Origin of the sequence: Pedobacter nutrimenti (assembly GCF_032678445.1) — a bacterium.
GTDB lineage: Bacteria > Bacteroidota > Bacteroidia > Sphingobacteriales > Sphingobacteriaceae > Pedobacter > Pedobacter nutrimenti_A.
Genome location: NZ_JAVTSQ010000014.1, coordinates 88448 through 111211, shown reverse-complemented (window position 1 = coordinate 111211; position 22764 = coordinate 88448). Strand labels below are relative to the sequence as shown.

Sequence of the window (22764 nt, the reverse complement as noted above, 5' to 3'; positions counted from 1 at the left end):
AAGCCTTATCCATCCCGCACACATAAGATGTAGAACAGATATATCCTTTAATCAAATCTACTGAATAGAAAAATTAAACTTACGTACAGATGAAACCTCATCAGCAAAACATTCAAAACAAGAATTAATTGCTCCTGACAGCCTCATCACAGTTAAACAGAAAATTATAAAATAGATGAAACCGTCAGGGGCAAACACTCAAAAAAACGCAATTACTCCTGACAGCTTCATCACCATTAAACAGAAAACTACAAATAGATGAAACCGTCAGGAGCAAACACTCAAAAAACAAAACGCAATTACTCCTGACAGCTTCATCACCATTAAACAGAAAACTACAAATAGATGAAAATACTAGGCATTCAAGTGCTGAGAGGACCAAATATCTGGTCAATTAACAGAAAGAAACTCATTCAAATGCGCCTGGACCTGGAAGATCTGGAACAAAGGCCAACAAATCTTATCGAGGGATTCGAAGAGCGCATTGTAAAACTCATCCCCAGCATGTTCAGCCATCGCTGCTCTAAAGGACGTGAGGGTGGCTTTTTCGAGCGCGTTAAAGAAGGAACCTGGATGGGCCACGTGATAGAACATATCGCATTAGAAATCCAGACACTCGCCGGGATGGATACCGGTTATGGCAGAACCAGACAAACCAAAATAGAAGGCATTTATAATGTCGTTTTCAGTTACCTGGAAGAAAAAGCAGGTATTTATGCTGCTGAAGCTTCCGTACAGATTGCCGAAGCCCTGATCAACAACCATGAATGCGATCTGGAAGCTCATATCCAAAAATTAAGGGAGCTTAGAGAGCTGGAAAGACTAGGACCCAGTACAGGTTCTATAGTCGATGAAGCCATTTCCAGAGATATCCCCTGGATCAGACTGAATAAAAGCTCTCTGGTACAACTGGGCTATGGAAAGAACCAGGTCCGCTTCCGGGCAACCATGACAGAGAAAACCAATAGTATCGCGGTAGATATTGCCTGTAATAAGGATGAAACCAAAAGACTTTTACAGGATTCTGCCATTCCTGTTGCCAAAGGTGTGACCATTTCTAATCCGGAGGACCTGGAGGATGCCATTAAGAAAGTAGGCTTCCCCCTTGTTTTTAAACCTCTGGATGGTAACCATGGCAAGGGTGCGACCATCAATGTAAAGACAGAAGCCGCTGCAAAAGAGGCCTTCGAATACGCCAAAAACTATTCCCGTAAGGTCATTATTGAGCGCTTTATTACAGGCTATGACTTCAGGATCCTGGTTATTGATCACCAAATGGTTGCCGCAGCCCTCCGTGTACCCGCCCATGTAACCGGTAACGGACAATTAACCGTGCAGCAACTGATCGATAAGGAAAATGAAGATCCAAGAAGAGGTTATGGCCATGAAAATGTGCTCACCGAAATCATTGTAGACCGGGATACCCTGGATCTGCTTGCCAAAAAAGAATATACCCTGGAAACTATCGTTCCGAATGGAGAAATCGTTTACCTGAAATCTACCGCTAACTTAAGTACAGGTGGAACATCCATCGACGTTACCGACCTGGTCCACCCGCAGAATATATTTATCAGTGAACGCATTTCACGGATCATCGGATTAGACATTTGCGGTATAGATGTGATGGCCCAAAACCTCACACAGCCCCTAACAGAAAACGGAGGAGTGATCCTGGAAGTCAATGCTGCACCCGGTTTCAGAATGCACCTTGCTCCAAGCGAAGGTCTTCCAAGAAATGTTGCCGCCCCAGTTATTGACATGCTTTACCCACCTGGTAAATCTGCAAGAATCCCAATTATTGCCGTAACAGGTACGAATGGAAAAACCACCACCACCCGGTTAATTGCCCACATGGTCAAAAGCAATGGCACGAGGGTAGGTTATACAACTTCCGACGGGATCTACGTTCAAAACACCATGTTAATGAAAGGAGATACCACAGGACCTATCAGTTCTGAATTTATTCTTCGCGATCCAACCGTAGAGTTTGCCGTACTGGAAACAGCCAGAGGAGGTATACTCCGTGCAGGACTGGGTTTCAATAAGTGCGACATCGGAGTAGTAACCAATATCCAGGAGGACCATTTAGGCATTTCCGACATCCATAACCTCGATGACCTGACCCGTGTGAAAGCCGTAGTGATCGGTGCCGTGAAAAGAGATGGCTGGGCAGTGTTAAACGCCGATAATAAATATTGTATTAAAATAGCCAACGATGCAGATTGTAAAATCGCTTACTTTAGTATGGACGAAAAAAATCCGGCCATCGTTGAGCATTGCAAAAAAGGCGGAACAGCTGCAATTTATGAAAACGGTTATATCACCATTAAAAAAGGAGACTGGAAAATACGTGTAGACAAGGTAACACACGTTCCCATCACCTTTGGAGGAAGTGTTGATTTCATGATCCAGAATGTTCTGGCCGCTACACTGGCTGCTTTTCTTTGCGGTTATAAAATAGAAGACATCCGAATGTCTCTGGAAACATTCATTCCTTCTGCCGCTCAAACGCCAGGCCGCATGAACATCTTTAAATTCAAAGAGTTCCAGATCCTGGTTGATTTCGCCCACAATCCAGATGGGTTTAACGGCATCAAGGATTATTTAAAAACGATTGAAGCAACGGAACATGTAGGTGTCATTTCAGGTACCGGAGACCGCAGAGATGAAGACATCAAAGAAACGGCCCGAATCGCAGCTCAGATGTTCGACAAAATTATCATCTGCCAGGAAAAATACCTGAGAGGCAGAAATCAACAGGAACTGATCGACTTACTGCTGGCCGGCATACATGAGATCAAACCAGACATGGAAGTAACCATCAACAACAACGGAGAAGATTGTCTCAGATACATTATCGCTACAGCCAAATCCGGATCGTTTATCACCATTCTGAGTGACACGATTGACAATGCCATACATAAGGTAACAGAATACCTGGATAAAGAATTCGGGGTTTAAAACATAAAGGCACAGCGGTAATCGCTGTGCCTTTATAAATTTATAATGATCTTATTTAAGCTTTGATCTTTCCAAGGGGAAAATACCCCAAATGAATCTCATCAGCAGGAAGTTCGGGAGCCTTTGTTATCCGGAGACGATAGACCTCTTTAATGTCTTTCGGCAAAATATCCATAATCTCAAAGATATCATCTACATCTACTCCATACTTGTCATCGATATGGGAGGTCGCACCGGAAAACCCGGTATGGCGATAAAAAGCACTCTCCTTTGCCTGCCGCGTGGCATCAGCCAGATTTGGAGCGACAACAACCATCTTGTAATGAGGCTCGTCAAATTCTCCTTGTTTATACCCGCCTAAATTGATAAAGAACAATTTTTGCAACTGTTCTTCAGCACGACTCTTTTCAACAATTTCTATCCGGTAACCATTCACCTCAGTCACTTCACGCCAGGCATCTATGTGAATCTTTTCTTTTGCCTCAGGCCAGAAATCCAGAATGCCAGGAACGGTCTCCTTAAGGTTTTTGCTTACTGTAAAGAAAATATCATGCTGTTCGGTATGTCTCCCCGCAGGCTTGCAACCCAACATGATCATAAATAATTTATAAGGTTCCATCATTGGAATTTTAAGATTTCGCATAGATATCATTGATGATTTTTGCCAGACGTACCCCGCCTTTCAACAATTGCTCATTAATGGTATCGACATAATCAAAATTATAACGGTAGCTCAATTTATCCTCTGGCTTAATATGATCATAAATCTTATTGCAGATCATATAAGACTCAAAAACGCAATCCTGTAAAGAAGTTGCAGACCAGGTTTTGAACTGCTCTGGTGTTGGATGGTTGATGGCAGCTGCATATTCTGTATAGCTCAATTGCTGATAGTCAACCAATCCTTCGTCCCAAACTTTATGCAGATTAGATTTCTGCCCAAACCAGGTTACACTAATTTTATTGCCACCAAGGTCTTCTTTTCTTGCGGTATGCATAGGCTGATGAAGGTCACCAACCAGGTGGATTAGAATTCTCATGGCCATTCTTTTCTGATCTGCGTTGCTCTGCGGATTTTTTAAAATGGATACCATTTCCGGAATCTTATTAAACACATTGGGCCCTTTCTCCGTATTCAGGAATTGATAGACACCTTGCTGGTCCAGACCACCAGGTAAGTTCACATAGTGCCATGCATTCAGGTAGTTAAAGGTCGTGTCAGATTTTATAAAATCAGGCCAGTTGGCTGCCATAGCCATAGACTCTGAACCCAGCACTTTTTGCACGCCTTTCCGTGCCTTAGCGGTCAGGTAATAATCTGCGACTTGTCCAACTACACGGTGCCCCGTCATTCCCCAGGCAGAAGCCTTTACCGGAAAGTACGCCATGGCTGCAATCATCAAACCCGCTTTTATTTTGTTCTTTATTGAATATATCTTCATCTCTATAATTCTTTTTGCTCGCAAATAATGCGTTCTTTAAGGTTCAGGTCCAGGTCTCTCTGATCACTGATGCTTTCCAGCTGTATACTTTCAGGCTTTGCAGATTTAATCAGAAAACTCTTGGAAAACCTTCCTGTCTGATAACAACCGGAAACCTTTTGTTTATAATTGGCCTTGGTAAAGGTCCCTTCCAGAAACAGACTATCTGCCCGTACTGCATAAACTCCTTTGGCATATTCTTTCCAAACCCCACCATTAAAACAGGAATCTGAATAATAATTCACTTTGGAGTGCGTCACCATATCTACATAGAAAGAATCGCATGTAAATTTAAATTTGTGCTGCGTATAGTTGAGCAGATGGGCCGAATTGGCAATACTGTCCTGGTTCCATACCCCCTGAAGGAAGGCCTCTCCTTTACCCTGTACATTAGGCAATCTTCTACAGGAAACCATCACGCCAGTCAATAAAAGGAAAAAGAAGAGGTTTCTCATCATCAAACTTCCCAATTATTTTAAACTACCCACCATGTCTTCCGGTCTTACCCACTCATCAAACTGTTCACTGGTCAATAAGCCCAGTTCTACAGCCGCCTCACGGAGTGTTTTATTCTCTTTATGCGCTTTTTTGGCAATCTTTGCCGCATTTTCATAGCCAATATGAGGGTTTAATGCCGTAACCAGCATCAGGGAATTTTCAAGGTGTTTCTTAATTTCCGGAAGGTTTGGTAAAATACCAGCAGCACAATGATCATTGAAAGAGACACAAGCGTCACCGATTAAACGGCCCGACTGTAGCACATTAGCTGCAATAACCGGTTTGAATACATTCAGTTCAAAATGACCTGTACTTCCACCCACACTTACAGCCACATCATTTCCGATCACCTGCGCACAAACCATGGTCAAAGCCTCCGGTTGTGTTGGATTCACTTTACCTGGCATAATGGATGATCCTGGCTCATTATCAGGGATAATAATTTCTCCAATACCAGAACGCGGACCAGAACTTAACATCCTTACATCATTGGCTATTTTCATTAAAGAAACTGCCACTCTTTTATAAGCGCCAGAAAGCTCCACCATTGCATCATGTGCAGCAAGTGCCTCAAATTTATTTGGAGCTGTTACAAAAGGTAAGCCGGTCAGTTCAGCAATTTTTTTCGCTACTAAAACATCATACCCTTTTGGTGTATTTAAACCTGTACCTACAGCAGTACCGCCAAGAGCAAGTTCGCTGATCATGACAAGGGCATTTTTAATCGCTCTTATGCCATTCGTAATCTGCTGGGCATAACCAGAAAATTCCTGGCCCAAAGTTAAAGGTGTTGCATCCATAAAATGCGTACGCCCTGTTTTCACAATCGATGCAAATTCAACAGCCTTGGCACTTAAAGTTGCCTGCAGTTTTTCCAAGCCCGGAAGCGTAACTTCTGAGGCTTGTTTATAGGCGGCAATATGCATTGCCGTAGGGTAAGTATCATTAGAAGATTGTGATTTATTCACATCATCATTCGGGTGAAGGACTTTCTTTGCATCGCCCAGTTCACCCCCATTGATCACGTGTCCGCGGTAAGCAATCACCTCATTGGCATTCATATTACTTTGGGTACCTGAACCGGTCTGCCAGATCACCAGGGGAAACTGATCATCCAGTTTACCTGCAATAACTTCATCACAAGCTTTAACAATCAGGTCTTTTTTATCAGCCGCCAGAACACCCAGTTCCTGGTTTGCTAATGCTGCAGCCTTTTTTAAATAACCAAAAGCATGTATTATTTCCTTAGGCATAGATGCTTCCGGACCAATTTTAAAATTATTACGTGACCGTTCAGTTTGCGCTCCCCAATATTTATCGGAAGGCACCTGCACTTCACCCATGGTATCATGTTCCGTTCTAAAATTCATAATTTTATAAGTTTTGCTGCAAATTTAAGGTTTATCTTCATATGGAAATGTAATGAAGATGATAATGTTTAAAACTCTTTTACGTTAAAAGGAGTATTATTTCTTATTTTTCCAGCTTTTAAAAAGAACTTATCAATTCATGACCTACCGTAATATTCTGGCCGTGGCTGTTATGGCCACTTTTCTATTTACAAATTGCTCTTCTTCCAATAAAAAAGCCGCTGCTGATCCTCACGTAAGAACTAAAAATGACGATAAAGCCGACAGTCTTTTACTCGTTTACAATCCTGCAAAGGGGAATAAATTCATAGCAGATTTCGTACAGAATTTACATAAGAAATATGGATTTAACGGCAATATGCTGGTGGCCAAAGACGGCAAGATCATTTATGAAAAGGCAATAGGATGGGCAGACTATCTGCACAGGGACAGCCTGAAAATCAATTCAGAATTTGAACTGGCTTCCGTAACCAAAACTTTTACCAGCGTAGCCATTATGCAGCTCATTGAAAAAGGAAAACTTTCTTTAAAAGATGACGTGAAGAAGTTCTTCCCAAATTTCCCCTATGACGGGATCAATATTAAACTGCTCCTTTCTCACCGCAGCGGAATGATGAATTATGTCTATTTCACAGACGGGATCTGGAAAGATAAGAAAAAGCCGATGAGCAATATGGATGTTATGAACCTGATTGCCGAATATAAGCCTGCACGTTATGCTGCTCCCGATACCCGCTTCCATTACAACAATTCCAATTTCATGGTCCTTGGTGCGATTATAGAAAAAGTAACCGGAAAGAAATATGCCGATTATATGATGGAAAATGTATTTAAACCAGCAGGCATGAAGCATACCCATGTTTACTCTACCACGGTATATCCTAAAATCCCTGTTGATGTTGTTGGCCATGACCGCACCTGGAGATACTCTGTTGTTCAGAATTTCCTGGACGGGCCAGTAGGTGACAAAGGAATTTACAGTACAGTACACGACCTTGTTTTATATGACAATGCCTTACGCACAGGCAGATTGTTGACCAAGCCGAGCCTGGACTCTGCTTATACCGGCCACAATAAAGCCATCAACGGACATTTTAACTACGGCTACGGCTGGAGAATGTTTGACGGCGAAAACGGCAGAAAAGTTGTTTACCACACCGGCTGGTGGCATGGATTCAGACATATTTATGTTCGTGACCTCGACAAGAACATCGTAGTGATCTTCCTGGGCAACCTGACCAACGGAAGTTTACTGCACTTAGATGACCTGTATAAATACCTGAAAATGCCTGTGATCCGCAAAGGTGCTTATTCCGGAAATGGGTCACTGCCTGGCAGTGATGAAGACTAATCAGGAGATCTTATCGAAAGATATCCCCTGGTTCTTTTTCTCCAGGTAAGAACGTAACAGATGATTTTGAGGAAGTGAAAGTGTTGGATCTTCCTCAAACACTTCAATAATTGTATTCCTGGCCTCCTGAAGGATCACCTGATCTTTAGCCAGATCTGCAAGCTTGAGATCCAGTACACCACTTTGCTGGGTACCAGATAAATCTCCCGGCCCTCTCAATTGTAAATCGGTTTCCGAAATCTCAAACCCGTTATTCGTCCGGACCATCGTTTCCAGCCGAAGTTTCCCCTCCTTGGTCAGCTTATTTCCAGACATCAGGATGCAAAAAGATTGTTCAGCCCCTCTTCCAACGCGCCCTCTAAGCTGGTGCAGTTGTGACAAACCAAAACGCTCGGCATGCTCAATCACCATGACCGACGCATTAGGAACATTTACTCCAACTTCAATTACAGTCGTAGCCACCATGATCTGCGTTTTACCTTCTACGAAAAGCTGCATTTCAAACTGCTTATCGGCATTGGACATCTTACCGTGAACAATACTGATTTGAAAATCGGGCAAGGGGAACTGATAGCGCATTTGCTCTATACCTGCTTCCAGATACAACAAATCCAGCTTTTCACTTTCTTTAATCAGCGGATATACCACATAAACCTGGCGCCCCTTTCTGATTTCTTCTTTCATAAAGCCAAACATCCGTAAACGCTGCCCTTCAAAAAGATGCCTGGTCTCTATAGGCTTTCTGCCGGCAGGAAGCTCATCAATAATTGAAACATCCAGATCGCCATATAAAGTCATCGCCAGTGTTCTCGGAATAGGTGTAGCCGTCATCACCAGGATATGTGGAGGCACACTATTCTTTCTCCAGAGTTTAGCCCTCTGTTCTACACCAAAGCGATGCTGTTCATCAATCACCACTAAACCCAGGTTTTTAAATTGAACCTTATCCTCAATCAATGCATGAGTACCTACAAGAATATCTATCTCTCCGTTTTCCAGCTGCTGATGCAGCAGATTGCGCTGCTTCTTGGTGGTGCTCCCGGTTAACACAGCCACCTTTACAAAATCCTCTTTAACCAGAGAAACCAATGATTGGTAATGCTGACGGGCAAGGATCTCTGTAGGCGCCATCATACAGGCCTGATAACCGTTATCGTTGGCCAGCAGCATACTCATTAAAGCCACAATTGTTTTTCCGCTTCCTACATCCCCCTGCACAAGCCTGTTCATTTGTGCCCCTCTTTGTGTGTCCAGGCGAATCTCTTTGATCACCCTTTTTTGGGCATTGGTCAATTCAAAAGGAAGGATTTCTTTGTAAAAAGTATTGATCTTATCGCCCACTTTATCAAAGACTGCACCTTTAAATTTCAGGGTCCGCTGTTGTTTACTGTTCAGCAACTGAAGCTGTATGAAAAAAAGCTCCTCAAACTTAAGCCGTCGTTCCGCATCCTGCAATGACTGGGCATTTGCAGGAAAGTGGATGTTTTGTAAAGCCTCTCTCTTACGAACGAGTTTATACTTATCTGTAATATAGCCCGGCAAAGTCTCCTTAACCTCACGGATGTGCTGCTCAATCAATAAACTTTGAAGTTTCTGAATCCCCTTACTATCCAGAAAATGTTTCTTTAATTTTTCGGTCGAATTATAAATAGGCTGCAGCGTCAGGTTTCCTGTGATGCCTGCAGGCCTGGGATAATTTTCAAGTTCCGGATGTGATATACTGAAAGTCCCGTTAAACATATTCGGTTTGCCGAAAACGATGTATACCTTACCCCGCATCACATTTTCCTCGACCCATTTCAGGCTCTGGAACCAGACCAGCTCCATACTTCCTGTTTCATCTGTAAGCCTGGCAACAATTCTTCTTTTGTGCTTATCGCCAATGATCTGCCGGTCTGTAATCCTTCCTATGATCTGAACCAGCGGCTGATCTGGCTGAAGTTCATTAATCTTATAAAAGCGGGTACGATCTATGTAACGAAACGGGTAATAATTTAACAGCTGGACATAAGAAAAAATGCCCAACTCTTTTTTCAAGAGTTCGGCACGTTTAGGTCCAACACCTTTCAGGTATTCAATAGGCGACTCTAATACTTCTGTCAGCAAAACAACTCCGGTTTCAAAGTGTTAAGCTATGCTTTAAAAGCAACTACAGAGATCTCGACATTGACACCTTTAGGCAAACCCTTTACAGCAACCGTTTCCCTTGCAGGAAAGTCTTTTAGAAAATAAGAGCCGTAGATCTCATTCACTTCATTAAACAGGCTCATGTCTGAAAGGAAGATGGTTGTTTTAAGAATGTGCTCAAATCCAAATCCAGCCTCCAACAGTACTGCGTGAAGGTTGCGCATCACTTGCTGTGTTTCTTCTGCCAGAGAACTCTGGTTCAATTCACCGGTAGCCGGATTAATGGCAATCTGTCCTGAAACATAAAGAAAACCATTGGCTAAAACCGCCTGGCTATAAGGCCCGATTGGAGCCGGTGCATCGTTTGTTTGTATAATCTGTTTCATCTGCTTATTTATATTTTTTATATCAGAAGGAATTTATCGGCGAATAAAAACCATCCCCGTTTCAATTACAACAAAGATTGGATCAATTTCCATATGATACCTGCAAGAAAGATAAGTATAGCCAGTGCATTGATAAAATGCATGATCTTAATATTAATATTAGTTGGCCGGCTATCGTCTTTCTTTCTGAAGAAGTACATACACAAATGTATAAATAAAAAAAGAGGGCTCCGAAATCGAAGCCCTCTTTTTTTTGTATGTTCTTAAGAAAGATTAGTTTCTTGAAGATTCAACACGACGGTTTTGGATACGACCTTCTTCAGTATCGTTAGAAGCAACTGGGTTAGCTTCACCATAACCTTTAGTTACTACAGCGCTAGAATTAACACCAGAGTTTACTAAGTAAGTTTTAACAGAGTTAGCTCTGTCTTTAGATAATTTCAAGTTATATGCAGCAGTACCTTCGCTTGAAGCATAACCTTTTAAAGTTACTTTACCACCGTTTTCACGTAATCCTGAAGATAATTTATCTAAGGTTGGATAAGACTCAGTTTTTAAAACTGAACTGTTGAATTCAAATTGGATTGGCTCGAAACCAGTTACATTGCTAGAAACAGGCGCTACAACTTCTGCTTTTGGAAGTGGACATCCAGATCCGTCAACAGCAGTACCAGCTGGAGTTCCAGGGCATTTGTCAAACTGATCAGCTACACCGTCACCATCTGAATCTTTTTTCAAATCTTCAACTGATTTTTCTACGTTAGAAACACGAGTTTTAAGTGCTTCAACTTCTTGACGCAATGAAGGATCTTTCAATTCATCATACATCAAAGCCAATGGATTCACCCATTCCAAATCTGGTTTAGATTTAGAACCCAGAGAGAACTCAAGACCAGCATATCCGTAAGAGAATTTGTCTTTAGTAGTTCCTTTTGCATAAACTCCGTCTAAGTTATCACCGTCAACAAAGTGCATAGTATAACCTAAGTTGAAAGCAACACGGTCAGAAACTTTAAATTTCACACCAGCACCAACTGGGATGTAAGATTCTTTAACGTAAGTTTTGTCGTGGTTATCACCAGCTTTATCTTTCCAGTCAGTAACTGTTCCGTTTGCAGCAGTAACTTTAGGAGCATAAGCAGCTAAACCGTAACCAAGAGATACGAAGAAGTTAACTGAATTTTCGCGACGTAAAAAGTCAACAGTTGCAACGTTAACAACACCTCTTAAGTCAGCAGCATAAGCCAAATCAGTTTCAAATGATTTTACACCATTTGCAACACCACCTGGCATGTCTTTGTTAGTACCAGAGATTTTTCCGCGGAAAATGTTACCTTCCAGACCAAATGCATGACCTAATTGTTTTTTCAAAGACAATCCGTAACCTAAGTTAACTTCAGCATTTTTGAAATCGTTAGAACCACCGATAGCAACGAACGGAGATAAAACTCCCGCGTTTACACCGATTGACCAGGTTCTGTACTGGCCCCTTCCACCAAATACCTTGGCCGAAGACGGGGAAGCAGCAGGAGCATCCTGTGCGTTAACAAGAGTCGTAGCTCCCATTAAAGCGACAAAAGAAACTGCCAGACCCTTTTTTAAAGTAGAATAATTCATGATTTTCTTTTTTTTAAGGTTAAACAAATTTTAATTGTATAATTTTTTTGTGTAGCAAAATTAAACAAATTTTTAAATTCTCAAACACTTATACAAACACTGTTCCAAACTTGAAAACAAAGACAAAATAGGCTTATAAAAACCATAATTCATTCATAACCAGTGTAACATATACACATACATTAAATAAATAAACTTCACATAGTGACCATAAACTACTACAGAACAACCATTTAGACCACAACTGACATGAGTAAAAAAAAAGCTGAACTGATTTTGTCATAAAAAATTCATTTCCGGCGATTGTTATTCCTGAATAAATTATTGAGGGTGATCCTTGAATTAAACACCCTTATACTATACAAGAGTCCACTTTTTTATACAGACTTATGATCCCACTGGTCTACAAACCTATAAATATTAAACCCCGGCTCTAACATGGCCGTTCGCAGGTCTTTCCTCAATTTTACCCGGTCGATATCAGACATTCTATAATGCTGCAAAATCTTAAAAGCTTTTTCAGCCATCAGATAAGGCTTTCTGTCGTTACCGAATTTTAAGGGTTTCATCAACCAGGAACAAAATTCTGCAACACCTTCATTTTTATCCGCAACCGTCTTAAAAACAGGTACAATGGGCTCCTGCTGACGCAGCATTTTTCTGAGGTTATTCGCAAATGTATCCGCACCTTCCCGATCTGCTTTGTTGACCACAAAGGCCTGCGCAATTTCCATCAATCCCGACTTGATGTTCTGGATCTCATCTCCCGATTCGGGAACCAGCACCACAACTGTACGATCTGCCAGACCAGCAATTTCCAGCTCTGATTGCCCCACACCAACCGTCTCCACTAAAATCAGGTCAAAATCCGCAGCCCTCATCACATCCACCATCTCAATAGTCTTCGCTGAAATCCCCCCCAAAGCGCCCCTTGTAGCCACAGACCGGATATAAACGTTTGGATTATTGAATTGCTGTGCCATCCGTATCCGGTCACCAAGCAAAGAACCGAAATTGAATGGAGAAGTAGGATCAACCGCCAAAATGGCAATTCTTTTGTTTTTCAGTACCAAATGAGAAGTAATCGCATTGACCAGTGTACTCTTTCCTGCTCCCGGGGGGCCGGTAATTCCAATAACCGGCACATTGTCCCTGGCAGGGAGCTGCCGGAGCAACTGTCCGGCAGGAGCAATATCATTCTCCACCAGGGTTAAGGCCCTGGCCAGTGCAATAAAGTTTCCTTGTTTTATTCCCTCCAGGAGGGCATCACTGGTATTCATTTTAAAATCCTCTATGCAAAGAAATGGAATTTCCTGATTATTTGCAGAGTTTATAATGAAGTGGTAGCTTAGCACATTATTTCGACCATGTCCATACCAAAAATCATACATCAAACTTTTAAGTCAGAAAAATTGCCCTTCCTTACCCGATGGCATATTTCAAGATTTAGAAAAAAGAACCCTGACTACGGTTATGAGTTCTACGATGATGCAAGGATAGAGCGGTTTCTTGAACAGGAATATAATGTGGAGACCCTTGAACTCTACCGGAGATTAAACATCGGCGCAGCCAAAGCTGATTTTTTCAGGTATGCTGTCTTATTAAAAAAAGGCGGAGTCTATCTGGATATTGACAGCAGTATAAAAGGAAGCCTTAATAATTTTATAAGACCAGACGATACCGCCATCATTTCCGAAGAAGGAAACCCGGGCCTTTATGTACAATGGGCTTTGGTCTATGCGGCCAACCACCCCTTTCTGCAATACACCATGGAGCTGGTTTGTGACAACATCAAACACAACAGATACCCGCATGACGTCCATAAAATGACAGGCCCGACCGCTTATACCAATGCAATTAATCAATGTCTGGCAGAACATCCCGATACCCCTTACCGTTTATTGGGCGTAGACTACAATGGGCACCTTAAATTTAAGTACCCCCTAAGCAAACTCTCCCTCTATAAAAAAGGAGAGCACTGGAAAAAATTACAGCAAACACAACCTGTTCTTCGCACGAAATAGGTTTCTTATCATCATCGTCCAGGCCAAAAATTATAAAAAGGCAATGAACCAAATAAAAACGCAACTCTTTTTAGAAAAGTTATTCAACAACAGGAAATTCATTTTTTCTGTATGGGTTATATTGGCCATCGTGGCTACCTTAAAGCAATTAAGATCAGGAGCTGAGCACAACAACTACCTTATTTTTACCCATACATTTTACCATGCGCTAGACCGCCTCAACCTGTACCTGAGGTATCCTGCAGAATATGGCGACATGAACCATTACGGCCCATTGTTCGCCTTAATCATTGCCCCTTTTACCCTGCTCCCTAAATTTGTCGGAATGTTCCTCTGGCAAATTGTAAACATCTCTGCCTTATTCTATGCAGTGTCTACGCTTCCCTTAAAAAACCCAAAAGTGACCGCGGTTTACTGGATCATCAGTAATGAATTGCTTTCTTCCTTGTTCTCCTTTCAAATCAATCCCTCTATCACGGCCATCATTATACTTTCGTATACCATGATCAATAAGAAGAACAATTTTTTCGCAGCATTTCTGATCTTCTTAGGAACATATATAAAGCTATATGGCATCGTCGGGCTGGCTTTCTTTTTCTTTGTCAAAGAGAAACCGAAATTTATTGCCTATTGTATTTTTTGGGCTGTGGTTTTCCTGATCCTCCCTATGTTTTTCTTTACTCCGGAATACATTCTTCAGTGTTATAAAGACTGGTCCGTTTCTCTGGCGGCAAAACAACTGGAAAATGCAACCCTTGTTTCCTGGCAGGATGTATCTATCATGGGCATTTTTAGGCGAACGCTGCATGACCCATCTATTCCGAACTGGCCTTTTTTACTTGGAGGGGCAATTTTATTCTGCCTCCCTTATTTAAGAATCAAGCAATATAAATCAGAGTCTTTCCGACTTATGTACCTGGCTTCAACCTTGATTTTCACTGTTGTTTTCAGCAATTCCTCCGAATCCCAGACTTATATCATTGCCTTCACTGGAGTAGCCATCTGGTTTATGATCCAGGACAGACCGGTCAAACCTGAGGTAATTGCCTTGTTTATTTTCTCGATTATCTTCACCACACTGGCACTCACAGACTTTATTCCAAGATATATCCGCGACAACTATATTATGCGCTATTCGCTTAAAGCTCTTCCCTGTGCGCTCATCTGGTTCTATCTCAGTTATCAGCTTCTTTGCAAAAATTTCCTGAACAGCGACGAGCCTGCACAAACGGAAACCCTATCTTTGTAAATTAACAGAAAAACAGCAGCAATGAAAGTTACCGGCTTCACCTTTATCAGAAATGCAATTGTAAATGACTATCCTGTAAGTGAAGCGATCCGTTCTGTGCTGCCCCTATGTGACGAATTTGTTGTTGCCTTGGGCAACTCTTCAGATGAAACCGCAGCACTGGTCAAAAGTATTGCCCCCGATAAAATACGAATTATTGATACCGTCTGGGACGACAGCCTCAGAGAAGGCGGACAAGTATTTGCCTTAGAAACAGACAAAGCAATAGCGGCTATTTCTCCCGACACGGACTGGATGATTTATATCCAGGGAGATGAGTGTATTCACGAAAAATACCTTCCCCTGATCCGCAGAGAGATGGAAGAAAATCTGAACGACAAAAACGTCGAAGCACTGCTTTTAAAATACCGTCATTTCTATGCCTCCTACGACTATCTTGCCGAATCCAGACGCTGGTACCGGCGAGAGGTACGCATACTCAAAAATATACCCGGCATCCATTCCTACAGAGATGCACAGGGATTTCGCATCAATGACAGGAAGCTCCATGTTAAACTGATCGACGCCTATGTTTACCACTATGGCTGGGTTAAAACCCCAAAAGCACTGCAGGGAAAAGTAAGAAATTTCAATCAGTTCTACCAGACAGAGTCCTGGATAGAAGAAAATCTTCCCGTTCAAAACACCTTTGATATGCGCAATGCAGATCGATTGGTTAAATTTAAAGAAACACACCCCGCAGTTATTCAGGACAGGATTAAGGCAACGAACTGGTCCTTCGACCAGGACATTACCAAAATGACCCCTAAAATGAACTTTCGGAGAAGGACCCTCCAGAAAATAGAAGATCTGACAGGCATTCGGTTATTCGAATACCGAAACTATAAAATCGTTAAATAATGAAGAAAAGCCTATCCATCGTTATTCCAAATTATAATGGTAAACATCTAATGGAAGCCTACCTGCCCTCTGTGATTACAGCAGCAAAACAAGCAGATGTGCCTTACGAAATTATTGTTATAGACGATGGATCAAAAGACGACAGCATATCTTTCCTAAAAAACACTTACCCCGGAATTAAACTTCTCATTAACGATCAAAACAGAGGCTTCTCCTATACTTGCAATCAAGGCATAAAAGCCGCAGTCCATGAACTCACCTTCCTGTTAAATTCCGATGTCAGGCTAAGTGCAGATTATTTCGAAAAGCAATGGTCCTATTTTCAGCAAGAGGATACTTTTGGGGTAATGGGCTGTATTATGAAAGCAGATGGCAGCAAGATTGAAGATGCAGCACGTATATTGTTCCGCAAAGGTTGCAGGCTTAAAGCAAACCGCTTTTATTACAGCAAGGATCCGCAAGATCAACAAGTATTTACCGCTTATCTGTCTGGAGCCAATGCCCTTGTAGACACCAGGAAACTCAAAGCATTAAATGGTTTCGATGAAATTTATTCCCCCTTTTCTTCTGAAGACTCAGATCTTTCTTTAAGGGCATGGCTATTGGGCTGGAAATGTTATTATGAACACCGGTCGGTGTGTTTTCACCAGGTGAGCGGCAGCACCAGCACCCAACTCAAGTCCACGTTCATGAAGAAAATCTATTTCCGGAACAGATTTATTTTTCACAGCATCCATCTTGAAGGGTTCAGAGCGCTGATCTGGCCAACTTACTTAGTCCTATTGGAAGTTTTACCAAAACTCATTCTTGGCAAAAGCTGGATGTACGCAAGCTATAAAGAATATCTTCAGCACCTTCCTCAAATACGGGCATCCAAAAAAAGATTGGTTGCTTTAAAAGAACAATACCAATCCTCCCTTGAAGTTCAGGATGTTATTAACTTCATTAACAAATCTGTAGCAGAGAAGTCTGTTCAATACCTCTAAGCAGCATTTGTCTTTATTAAAAATAGAAAACGTAACTTTGCTCCCTAATTTTTTTTGATGAAAACATATTTTCGTTTATTATCCTTTGCAAAACCCATAGAGAAATTTGCGATACCCTACATCATTGCAACCCTGCTCTCGGTTATATTTGGCGTATTAAACCTGACCCTTCTTTCACCGCTTTTCCAGACCCTCATTTCGGTTGATTCAAAAACGGTACATAAAGTTAGCAAAACCTCCACCTCTGCATTCGATATTACAGGCAAGTTCGGAGACTTTGTAAACAATTCCATTAATACGCACGGCCCCATACCCACCCTGACTTATGTCTGCGTCATTATTGTTGTCTCCGTCTTATTGTCTAATATTTTCAGGTATTTTTCCCAGCGGATTATGGAAGATCTCCGGGTCCATACGCTATTGAACCTCCGTAAAACCGTGTTCAATAATGTAATGAACATGCATGTTGGTTTTTTCAACAACGAACGCAAAGGAGACATTATTTCAAAAGTCGCTTCCGATGTTCAAGTGGTGCAATTTACAGTAACCAATACTTTGCAGGTGGTTTTCAAAGAACCACTTACACTTATTTTTTACATTATTGTGCTGTTGTCCATTTCGGTAAAACTTACTTTATTCTCTTTGATGGTTATCCCGATCTCCGGATTTATCATTAGTAAAATTGTCAAAAGGATAAAACAGCAAGCTAAAGCCGCGCACGAATCTTTTGCAAAAATGATCGGGTTCCTGGATGAAGCACTGGGTGGCATAAAAATCATCAAAGCTTTCAATGCAAGCGAAAGGATAAAAGACAAGTTTCATGCAGAAAACGTGTTCTATTCTAATTTGAACAGAAAGATGATCAGAAGGCAGCAGCTAGGCTCTCCAGTCTCTGAGTTTTTAGGCGTGGTTATGGTTTCTTTCATTGTTTGGTATGGAGGTACATTGATCATGAGCCACGAACCGGGAGCACTTTCCACCAACCAGTTTATTGCCTATATCGCCATCTTCTCCCAGGTCATGAGACCCGCTAAAGCACTGACCGATTCATTTGCAGGAATACATTCCGGGATTGCGGCGGGAGAAAGGGTTTTAGAACTTATAGATACAAAACCAGAATTAGTTAATAAACCCAAAGCATCCAAACTGGAAGGTTTTCACCACGCATTAAGCCTGGAACACGTTTCCTTTAACTATGGAACAAAAGAAGTGTTAAAAGACATTAACCTCATCATACCTAAAGGTAATACCGTAGCGCTAATAGGTCCATCTGGTGGAGGAAAGAGTACACTCATGGATCTCATTCCACGCTTTCATGACCCTAAATCGGGCGTGATTAAAATTGACGGAAGAGCCTATGAAGACCTTACCGTAGAAAGTATCCGGGAGCAAATGGGTATTGTGAACCAGGAATCCTTCCTGTTTAACGACACCATCTTCAACAACATCGCATTCGCCAAACCAGAGGCCACAGAGGAAGAAGTTATAGCAGCAGCCAAAATTGCCAATGCCCATGAATTTATTCTGCATACCGAACAGGGCTATCAAACTTTTGTTGGAGACCGTGGAAACCGCTTATCCGGCGGACAAAGACAGCGTGTCTGTATTGCAAGAGCTGTACTGGCCAATCCACCGATCATGCTTTTAGATGAAGCCACCTCAGCTTTGGATACGGAATCAGAAAAACTGGTACAAGATGCTTTAAATAACCTCATGAAAAACCGCACATCCATTGTAATTGCTCACCGACTGAGTACCATACAGCATGCAGACACCATTGTGGTTATTGACAAAGGAGTAATCGTAGAGACCGGAAACCACTCAGAACTCATGGCTGCAAACGGACTTTACAGACGGCTGATAGATATGCAAACATTTACAGACTAGACATGACTTCTCTGCCCTCACTTCCCAAAGTCAGTATTGTAATCGTTGTCAGAAATGCAGTAAATACAATCGAAAAAGCAATTAAAAGTGTCCTGGAACAAGAATACAGTAACTTTGAGTTGATTATTTTGGATGGGCTTTCCACAGATGGCACCACCGGGATCATTGAAAAATATATGCCTGAAATTGCCTTTTTCTCCTCAGAAAAAGACAATGGGATTTACGACGCGATGAATAAATCCATAAAAAACTGTTCCGGTGAGTGGATTTATTTTCTGGGTGCGGATGACGAGCTCATGGATCATCATGTCTTATCGAAGGTTTTTAGCCATAGGCCGAAGGAAAATGAGATCCTGTATGGCGATGCCTATTATCTTCACAAAAAAACCGTCCGGTTTGGTAAAATGAACAGATACAGCTTAAGTAAACATAATTTCAATCATCAAACCGTTTTCTATCCATCCAGCGTATTTGAAAAATATACGTATCAGACCAAATATAAAATATGGGCAGATTATTTTGTAAATATCCAGTTGTACTTTAAAAGTAATTATAATTTCACCTATATCGACCTGGTTGTCTCAAAGTTTAATGACTTAGGCACCTCAGGAGCAAGCCCTGTAGATACAGCCTTCGAAGAAGACCGGGTACAGATTACCAAAGAGATTTTCCCACCAGATGTTTATATATTCTATACGGCAAGAAATATCTTTCGCAGTATACAAAAAATGTTCAGATAAGAATCCTCACCATAACGATCAATCCCATGAAAGCAGCCTTTACGATTTGTACAAACAACTATCTTGCACAAGCCCGGATTCTCTTCTCCTCTATACAGAAATTTGCAAAAGACTATAAATGCTATTTGTTCCTGGTAGATGAACTGCATCCGGAAATCGACTATAAAGATTTTCCTGGCATTGAATTTATTCTGGCCAAAACACTCCCTATAGAATTCTCCGGCCTGATCAAAAAATACGATATTGTTGAGCTGAATACTTGCGTCAAAGCCTCCGCCTTTAAGCACCTGTTTAATGAAAAAGGAGCAGAAATCGTACACTATTTTGATCCGGACATTGAATTGTTTGACGAAATCACCAACCTTGATGTTCATTTTGAACAAGCCTCTATTCTCTTAACTCCTCATATCATAACGCCTATCCCATGGCAGGAAGGCTCACCAAACGAGAATTTATTTTTGAACCACGGTTTGTACAACCTGGGTTATCTTGGACTTACAAATAAAGGTGACTACATGAAGCTTCTGGACTGGTGGGAAAACAGAACCTTGAATATGGGGTACAACAGAACCCGGCACGGGCTCTTTGTTGACCAGTTATGGATCAATTATGTCCCGTTATTTTTCCCCGGATCGACTAAAATCCTGTTTGATCAAGGTTGCAACATGGGCCCGTGGAACTTACATGAACGCTCCTTAAGTCATAAAGACAATAAATTCTTTGTAAACGACAGTGTATCCTTAAAATTCTACCACTTTAGCTCTTATAAATACAACCAACATGAAATTTCCGGAAACTACCGGTATACATTTACAAGCAATCCCGACGTAAAGCCGCTTTACGACTTATACCAGGAAAAAATGATTGCATCCGGAGTGAAGCTGTATTCAGGAACAAAATGGGCCTATGAGCAGAAGAAGCCATTTCTCTCTAAATTTCTAAAGAAGAAAAAATAAAATAACCGGCTTATGAGTTTAAAAAAGATCGGCAGATGGATGGACATGCAAAACAGGAGCACAGGATTTGAGATCGTCCAAAAATATTATTCAAAAAAAGAGGAAGGCCAGTCTGTACATCTATTTTCACCTGATTTGCTTTCGCTCTACCTGAAGCGGTTTTTCTTGATTTTTCTCCGTCTATTCAGATGGAATAAAACAACTTTCAGGAACCTGACCTCTCCTTCCATAAAAGCGCTTTTACTTAGATTATTGGGTTTTGATGCTTTGGGCGATGCCCGTTCTGACTTACAAAAGGAGTATAGGCCTCTGACATTTCCGAATTTTTCAAATCCCCTGGTTTCCATCATTATTTCATCATCCAATGATTTTATATATACCTATAATATTCTTCGTACCATCCTGAAAAACACGACAGGTATTTCCTATGAAATTATCCTTCTTTCTGATGATTCCACCAAGCAAAATGACGACTTTTTTACCTCAACACCTATAGTTCATCTTCAAGACAAGGAGAAAAAAGGATTTACATGTTTAAAAAATCATGCTGCAGGAATGGCAAGGGGAGCGTTTCTGTGTTTTCTTGACAACAACATTTTAGTTGGAGAAAAGTGGCTGGAAAACCTCTTAAATGTATTCAAGTATGATCCAAAAGCTGGTGTAGCAGGTCCAAAACTAGTCTATCCCTATGGTTTACTTAAAGCAGCCGGCAGCTTTATAGACCCGGCAGGTGAACGCATTTACCTTGGCCAATACAAAGATGCCGAAGAGTTTAAATACAATTACCTTAGTGAAACGGGCTACTGTTCTTCTGCCTGCCTGCTTGTTAGAAAAGATGTATTTGAAGAAGCGGGAAAATTCGATACCCTTTTTAGCACCCGGGACTATACAGATGCCAGCTTTTGCTTTTCTGTTAAGACAAAAGCAAATAGAAGTATATACTATCAGCCTCTTAGTAAGATCATCCATTTTGAAGGATTTAGTTCTGGAGCAATCGAACAAAAGCCCTCGGATAACAAATCTGAACAGCAACTATTTACAACAAAATGGAGCAACGAGCTCAAGCAATTTCTTGAATCCACAACCACCACTAAAAGACCGGCCTCAATTCTAGTTATTGATGCGACCTTATTGAAACCAGATCAGGATTCGGGTTCAAAAAGATTGTTCGAAATCCTTAAGATATTCAAGGCTTTACGTCTGGATGTTTACTTCATGGCACATCAGGAAACCAGGGTCGATCCCTATTACAGTACCCTGGTCAATATGGGAATCAAGGTAATCTGTCCGCGGTATCCTAAGGAAAAGTTAACAAAAATACTCCCCGATCTATTAAGTTCAATTGACATGACCTGGATATCTAGACCGGATATTAATAAAATCTATGGTCCAACCATACATGCCCTAAAGCCTATGCCATGGCTTTACGATACTGTAGATCTACACTTTATCCGTTTACAAAGAGCCTTTGAACTTTCCAGGACAGATCCGGTTAAGATCGAAGAAAAAATAAAACCCATCAGAGAACTGGAGCTAAACCTGGCAAAACAAGCCAGCTGTACCATCACCGTTACTGAAGTGGAAAAACAAATCCTGCTTGCCAACGGTATAAAAAATGTAGCGGTTATACCTAACGTACACGAAATACATATAAATCATCCTAATAATCCAGGTTTTAACGAGCGAAAAGACCTGATTTTTATCGGGAGTTATGCACACGAGCCTAATATTGACGCCGCATTATGGCTGGCAAATGAAATTATGCCCCTGGTATGGAATACCAATCCTGATATCAAGCTCATTTTACTTGGCAGTAAACCCAGCCCCGAAGTTCTTGCCTTAAAATGCGACCGGATTGACGTTCCGGGTTTTATCCATGATGTAGAACCCTATTTCACCAATTCCAGGGTATTTGTTGCCCCATTGAGATACGGCGCAGGAATGAAAGGAAAAATAGGTCAAAGTCTTGAATATGGCCTTCCTATTGTTTCAACACATATTGGCATTGAAGGTATGGGGCTCACTGACAGAAAAGATGTGCTGGTTGGAGAAACAACTGCTGAGTTTGCCTCAAAAATCATTGAACTCTACGAATCCCCGGAATTGTGGCATAGCATACAGCAGAATTCCATCCATGCGCTGGAAGAATATACACCAGAAAATGTGACAAAGAAACTGAATACTCTTTTAAATAATCTAGCTTTGAATAAGCAAATTTTAGATTAATTTAC

Annotated in this window: 19 protein-coding genes; 10 read left to right on the top strand and 9 right to left on the bottom strand. The window is 41.3% G+C overall.

Annotated features, from left to right (window positions below; genetic code table 11):
* The first annotated feature begins 345 nt into the window (after nucleotides 1-345).
* Nucleotides 346-2961: a cyanophycin synthetase gene (gene cphA / locus R2S08_RS23810; protein WP_316837485.1), complete on the top strand. Its 2616-nt coding sequence runs from the start codon at nucleotides 346-348 to the stop codon at nucleotides 2959-2961.
* 55 nt (nucleotides 2962-3016) lie between these two features.
* Here cphA and R2S08_RS23805 read toward each other — a convergent pair whose 3' ends face one another.
* The 4 genes from R2S08_RS23805 to fumC are packed head-to-tail and all read right to left on the bottom strand — an operon-like array spanning nucleotide 3017 to nucleotide 6310.
* Nucleotides 3017-3604 carry a DUF1543 domain-containing protein gene (locus R2S08_RS23805; RefSeq protein ID WP_316837484.1) on the bottom strand — a complete coding sequence of 196 codons (588 nt, stop codon included), beginning with the start codon at nucleotides 3602-3604 and terminating at the stop codon, nucleotides 3017-3019.
* Nucleotides 3591-4403: a S1/P1 nuclease gene (locus tag R2S08_RS23800; protein ID WP_316837483.1), complete on the bottom strand. Its 813-nt coding sequence runs from the start codon at nucleotides 4401-4403 to the stop codon at nucleotides 3591-3593. Before R2S08_RS23800 ends, R2S08_RS23805 begins: the two co-directional genes overlap by 14 nt.
* Before the next feature lie 2 nt (nucleotides 4404-4405).
* The gene (locus tag R2S08_RS23795) at nucleotides 4406-4900 is read right to left on the bottom strand and encodes a fumarate hydratase (protein WP_316837482.1); all 495 of its coding nucleotides are present in this window, start codon (nucleotides 4898-4900) and stop codon (nucleotides 4406-4408) included.
* Between the two features lie 12 nt (nucleotides 4901-4912).
* A complete protein-coding gene (gene fumC / locus R2S08_RS23790) occupies nucleotides 4913-6310 on the bottom strand; it encodes a class II fumarate hydratase (RefSeq protein ID WP_133783755.1) in 1398 nt (465 codons plus the stop codon).
* A 139-nt stretch (nucleotides 6311-6449) separates the two neighbouring features.
* Between fumC and R2S08_RS23785 the strand changes: the two genes are divergently transcribed.
* Nucleotides 6450-7661 (top strand): serine hydrolase domain-containing protein, encoded by a 1212-nt coding sequence (locus R2S08_RS23785; RefSeq protein WP_316837481.1) that lies wholly within the window; start codon nucleotides 6450-6452, stop codon nucleotides 7659-7661.
* Here R2S08_RS23785 and recG read toward each other — a convergent pair whose 3' ends face one another.
* The 5 genes from recG to meaB all read right to left on the bottom strand — a co-directional run bounded on the left by recG (nucleotide 7662) and on the right by meaB (nucleotide 13071).
* Nucleotides 7662-9767: an ATP-dependent DNA helicase RecG gene (gene recG, locus R2S08_RS23780; protein WP_316837480.1), complete on the bottom strand. Its 2106-nt coding sequence runs from the start codon at nucleotides 9765-9767 to the stop codon at nucleotides 7662-7664. It abuts the gene before it with no gap.
* Between the two features lie 26 nt (nucleotides 9768-9793).
* On the bottom strand, nucleotides 9794-10174 hold the full coding sequence (locus R2S08_RS23775) for a RidA family protein (RefSeq protein WP_133783762.1): 381 nt from the start codon (nucleotides 10172-10174) through the stop codon (nucleotides 9794-9796).
* A 65-nt stretch (nucleotides 10175-10239) separates the two neighbouring features.
* Nucleotides 10240-10374 (bottom strand): DUF6728 family protein, encoded by a 135-nt coding sequence (locus R2S08_RS23770; protein ID WP_316837479.1) that lies wholly within the window; start codon nucleotides 10372-10374, stop codon nucleotides 10240-10242.
* A 73-nt stretch (nucleotides 10375-10447) separates the two neighbouring features.
* Nucleotides 10448-11791, bottom strand: a complete 1344-nt coding sequence (locus R2S08_RS23765; RefSeq protein WP_316837478.1) for an OmpA family protein — start codon at nucleotides 11789-11791, stop codon at nucleotides 10448-10450.
* A gap of 377 nt (nucleotides 11792-12168) precedes the next feature.
* Nucleotides 12169-13071, bottom strand: coding sequence for a methylmalonyl Co-A mutase-associated GTPase MeaB (gene meaB / locus R2S08_RS23760; protein ID WP_316837477.1), 903 nt, complete (start codon nucleotides 13069-13071; stop codon nucleotides 12169-12171).
* 87 nt (nucleotides 13072-13158) lie between these two features.
* On the opposite strand from meaB, the gene R2S08_RS23755 reads away from it, so the two are divergent.
* From R2S08_RS23755 to R2S08_RS23720, 8 genes are read left to right on the top strand one after another with little or no spacing between them, the layout of a single operon-like run.
* Complete coding sequence (locus tag R2S08_RS23755; protein ID WP_316837476.1) at nucleotides 13159-13815, top strand: glycosyltransferase family 32 protein; 657 nt, start codon at nucleotides 13159-13161, stop codon at nucleotides 13813-13815.
* A 43-nt stretch (nucleotides 13816-13858) separates the two neighbouring features.
* Complete coding sequence (locus R2S08_RS23750; protein ID WP_316837475.1) at nucleotides 13859-15064, top strand: glycosyltransferase family 87 protein; 1206 nt, start codon at nucleotides 13859-13861, stop codon at nucleotides 15062-15064.
* A 21-nt stretch (nucleotides 15065-15085) separates the two neighbouring features.
* Nucleotides 15086-15964, top strand: coding sequence for a glycosyltransferase family 2 protein (locus R2S08_RS23745; protein ID WP_316837474.1), 879 nt, complete (start codon nucleotides 15086-15088; stop codon nucleotides 15962-15964).
* Nucleotides 15964-16950, top strand: coding sequence for a glycosyltransferase family 2 protein (locus tag R2S08_RS23740; RefSeq protein WP_316837473.1), 987 nt, complete (start codon nucleotides 15964-15966; stop codon nucleotides 16948-16950). The genes R2S08_RS23745 and R2S08_RS23740 overlap by 1 nt, the downstream gene beginning before the upstream one ends.
* A gap of 57 nt (nucleotides 16951-17007) precedes the next feature.
* Nucleotides 17008-18837: an ABC transporter ATP-binding protein gene (locus tag R2S08_RS23735; protein ID WP_316837472.1), complete on the top strand. Its 1830-nt coding sequence runs from the start codon at nucleotides 17008-17010 to the stop codon at nucleotides 18835-18837.
* 2 nt (nucleotides 18838-18839) lie between these two features.
* The gene (locus R2S08_RS23730; RefSeq protein WP_316837471.1) at nucleotides 18840-19577 is read left to right on the top strand and encodes a glycosyltransferase family 2 protein; all 738 of its coding nucleotides are present in this window, start codon (nucleotides 18840-18842) and stop codon (nucleotides 19575-19577) included.
* A 26-nt stretch (nucleotides 19578-19603) separates the two neighbouring features.
* Nucleotides 19604-20533, top strand: coding sequence for a hypothetical protein (locus R2S08_RS23725; protein ID WP_316837470.1), 930 nt, complete (start codon nucleotides 19604-19606; stop codon nucleotides 20531-20533).
* Nucleotides 20534-20545: 12 nt separating this feature from the next.
* Nucleotides 20546-22759: a glycosyltransferase gene (locus R2S08_RS23720; protein WP_316837469.1), complete on the top strand. Its 2214-nt coding sequence runs from the start codon at nucleotides 20546-20548 to the stop codon at nucleotides 22757-22759.
* Nucleotides 22760-22764 lie beyond the last annotated feature (5 nt).

Excerpts from the sequence above, each read along its gene's own strand:
- cphA (WP_316837485.1), top strand. The coding sequence starts at position 346 with ATGAAAATACTAGGCATTCAAGTGCTGAGAGGACCAAATATCTGGTCA.
- R2S08_RS23805 (WP_316837484.1), bottom strand. The coding sequence starts at position 3,604 with ATGCGAAATCTTAAAATTCCAATGATGGAACCTTATAAATTATTTATG.
- R2S08_RS23800 (WP_316837483.1), bottom strand. The coding sequence starts at position 4,403 with ATGAAGATATATTCAATAAAGAACAAAATAAAAGCGGGTTTGATGATT.
- R2S08_RS23795 (WP_316837482.1), bottom strand. The coding sequence starts at position 4,900 with ATGATGAGAAACCTCTTCTTTTTCCTTTTATTGACTGGCGTGATGGTT.
- fumC (WP_133783755.1), bottom strand. The coding sequence starts at position 6,310 with ATGAATTTTAGAACGGAACATGATACCATGGGTGAAGTGCAGGTGCCT.
- R2S08_RS23785 (WP_316837481.1), top strand. The coding sequence starts at position 6,450 with ATGACCTACCGTAATATTCTGGCCGTGGCTGTTATGGCCACTTTTCTA.
- R2S08_RS23775 (WP_133783762.1), bottom strand. The coding sequence starts at position 10,174 with ATGAAACAGATTATACAAACAAACGATGCACCGGCTCCAATCGGGCCT.
- R2S08_RS23770 (WP_316837479.1), bottom strand. The coding sequence starts at position 10,374 with ATGTACTTCTTCAGAAAGAAAGACGATAGCCGGCCAACTAATATTAAT.
- R2S08_RS23765 (WP_316837478.1), bottom strand. The coding sequence starts at position 11,791 with ATGAATTATTCTACTTTAAAAAAGGGTCTGGCAGTTTCTTTTGTCGCT.
- meaB (WP_316837477.1), bottom strand. The coding sequence starts at position 13,071 with ATGAATACCAGTGATGCCCTCCTGGAGGGAATAAAACAAGGAAACTTT.
- R2S08_RS23755 (WP_316837476.1), top strand. The coding sequence starts at position 13,159 with ATGTCCATACCAAAAATCATACATCAAACTTTTAAGTCAGAAAAATTG.
- R2S08_RS23750 (WP_316837475.1), top strand. The coding sequence starts at position 13,859 with ATGAACCAAATAAAAACGCAACTCTTTTTAGAAAAGTTATTCAACAAC.
- R2S08_RS23745 (WP_316837474.1), top strand. The coding sequence starts at position 15,086 with ATGAAAGTTACCGGCTTCACCTTTATCAGAAATGCAATTGTAAATGAC.
- R2S08_RS23740 (WP_316837473.1), top strand. The coding sequence starts at position 15,964 with ATGAAGAAAAGCCTATCCATCGTTATTCCAAATTATAATGGTAAACAT.
- R2S08_RS23735 (WP_316837472.1), top strand. The coding sequence starts at position 17,008 with ATGAAAACATATTTTCGTTTATTATCCTTTGCAAAACCCATAGAGAAA.
- R2S08_RS23730 (WP_316837471.1), top strand. The coding sequence starts at position 18,840 with ATGACTTCTCTGCCCTCACTTCCCAAAGTCAGTATTGTAATCGTTGTC.
- R2S08_RS23725 (WP_316837470.1), top strand. The coding sequence starts at position 19,604 with ATGAAAGCAGCCTTTACGATTTGTACAAACAACTATCTTGCACAAGCC.
- R2S08_RS23720 (WP_316837469.1), top strand. The coding sequence starts at position 20,546 with ATGAGTTTAAAAAAGATCGGCAGATGGATGGACATGCAAAACAGGAGC.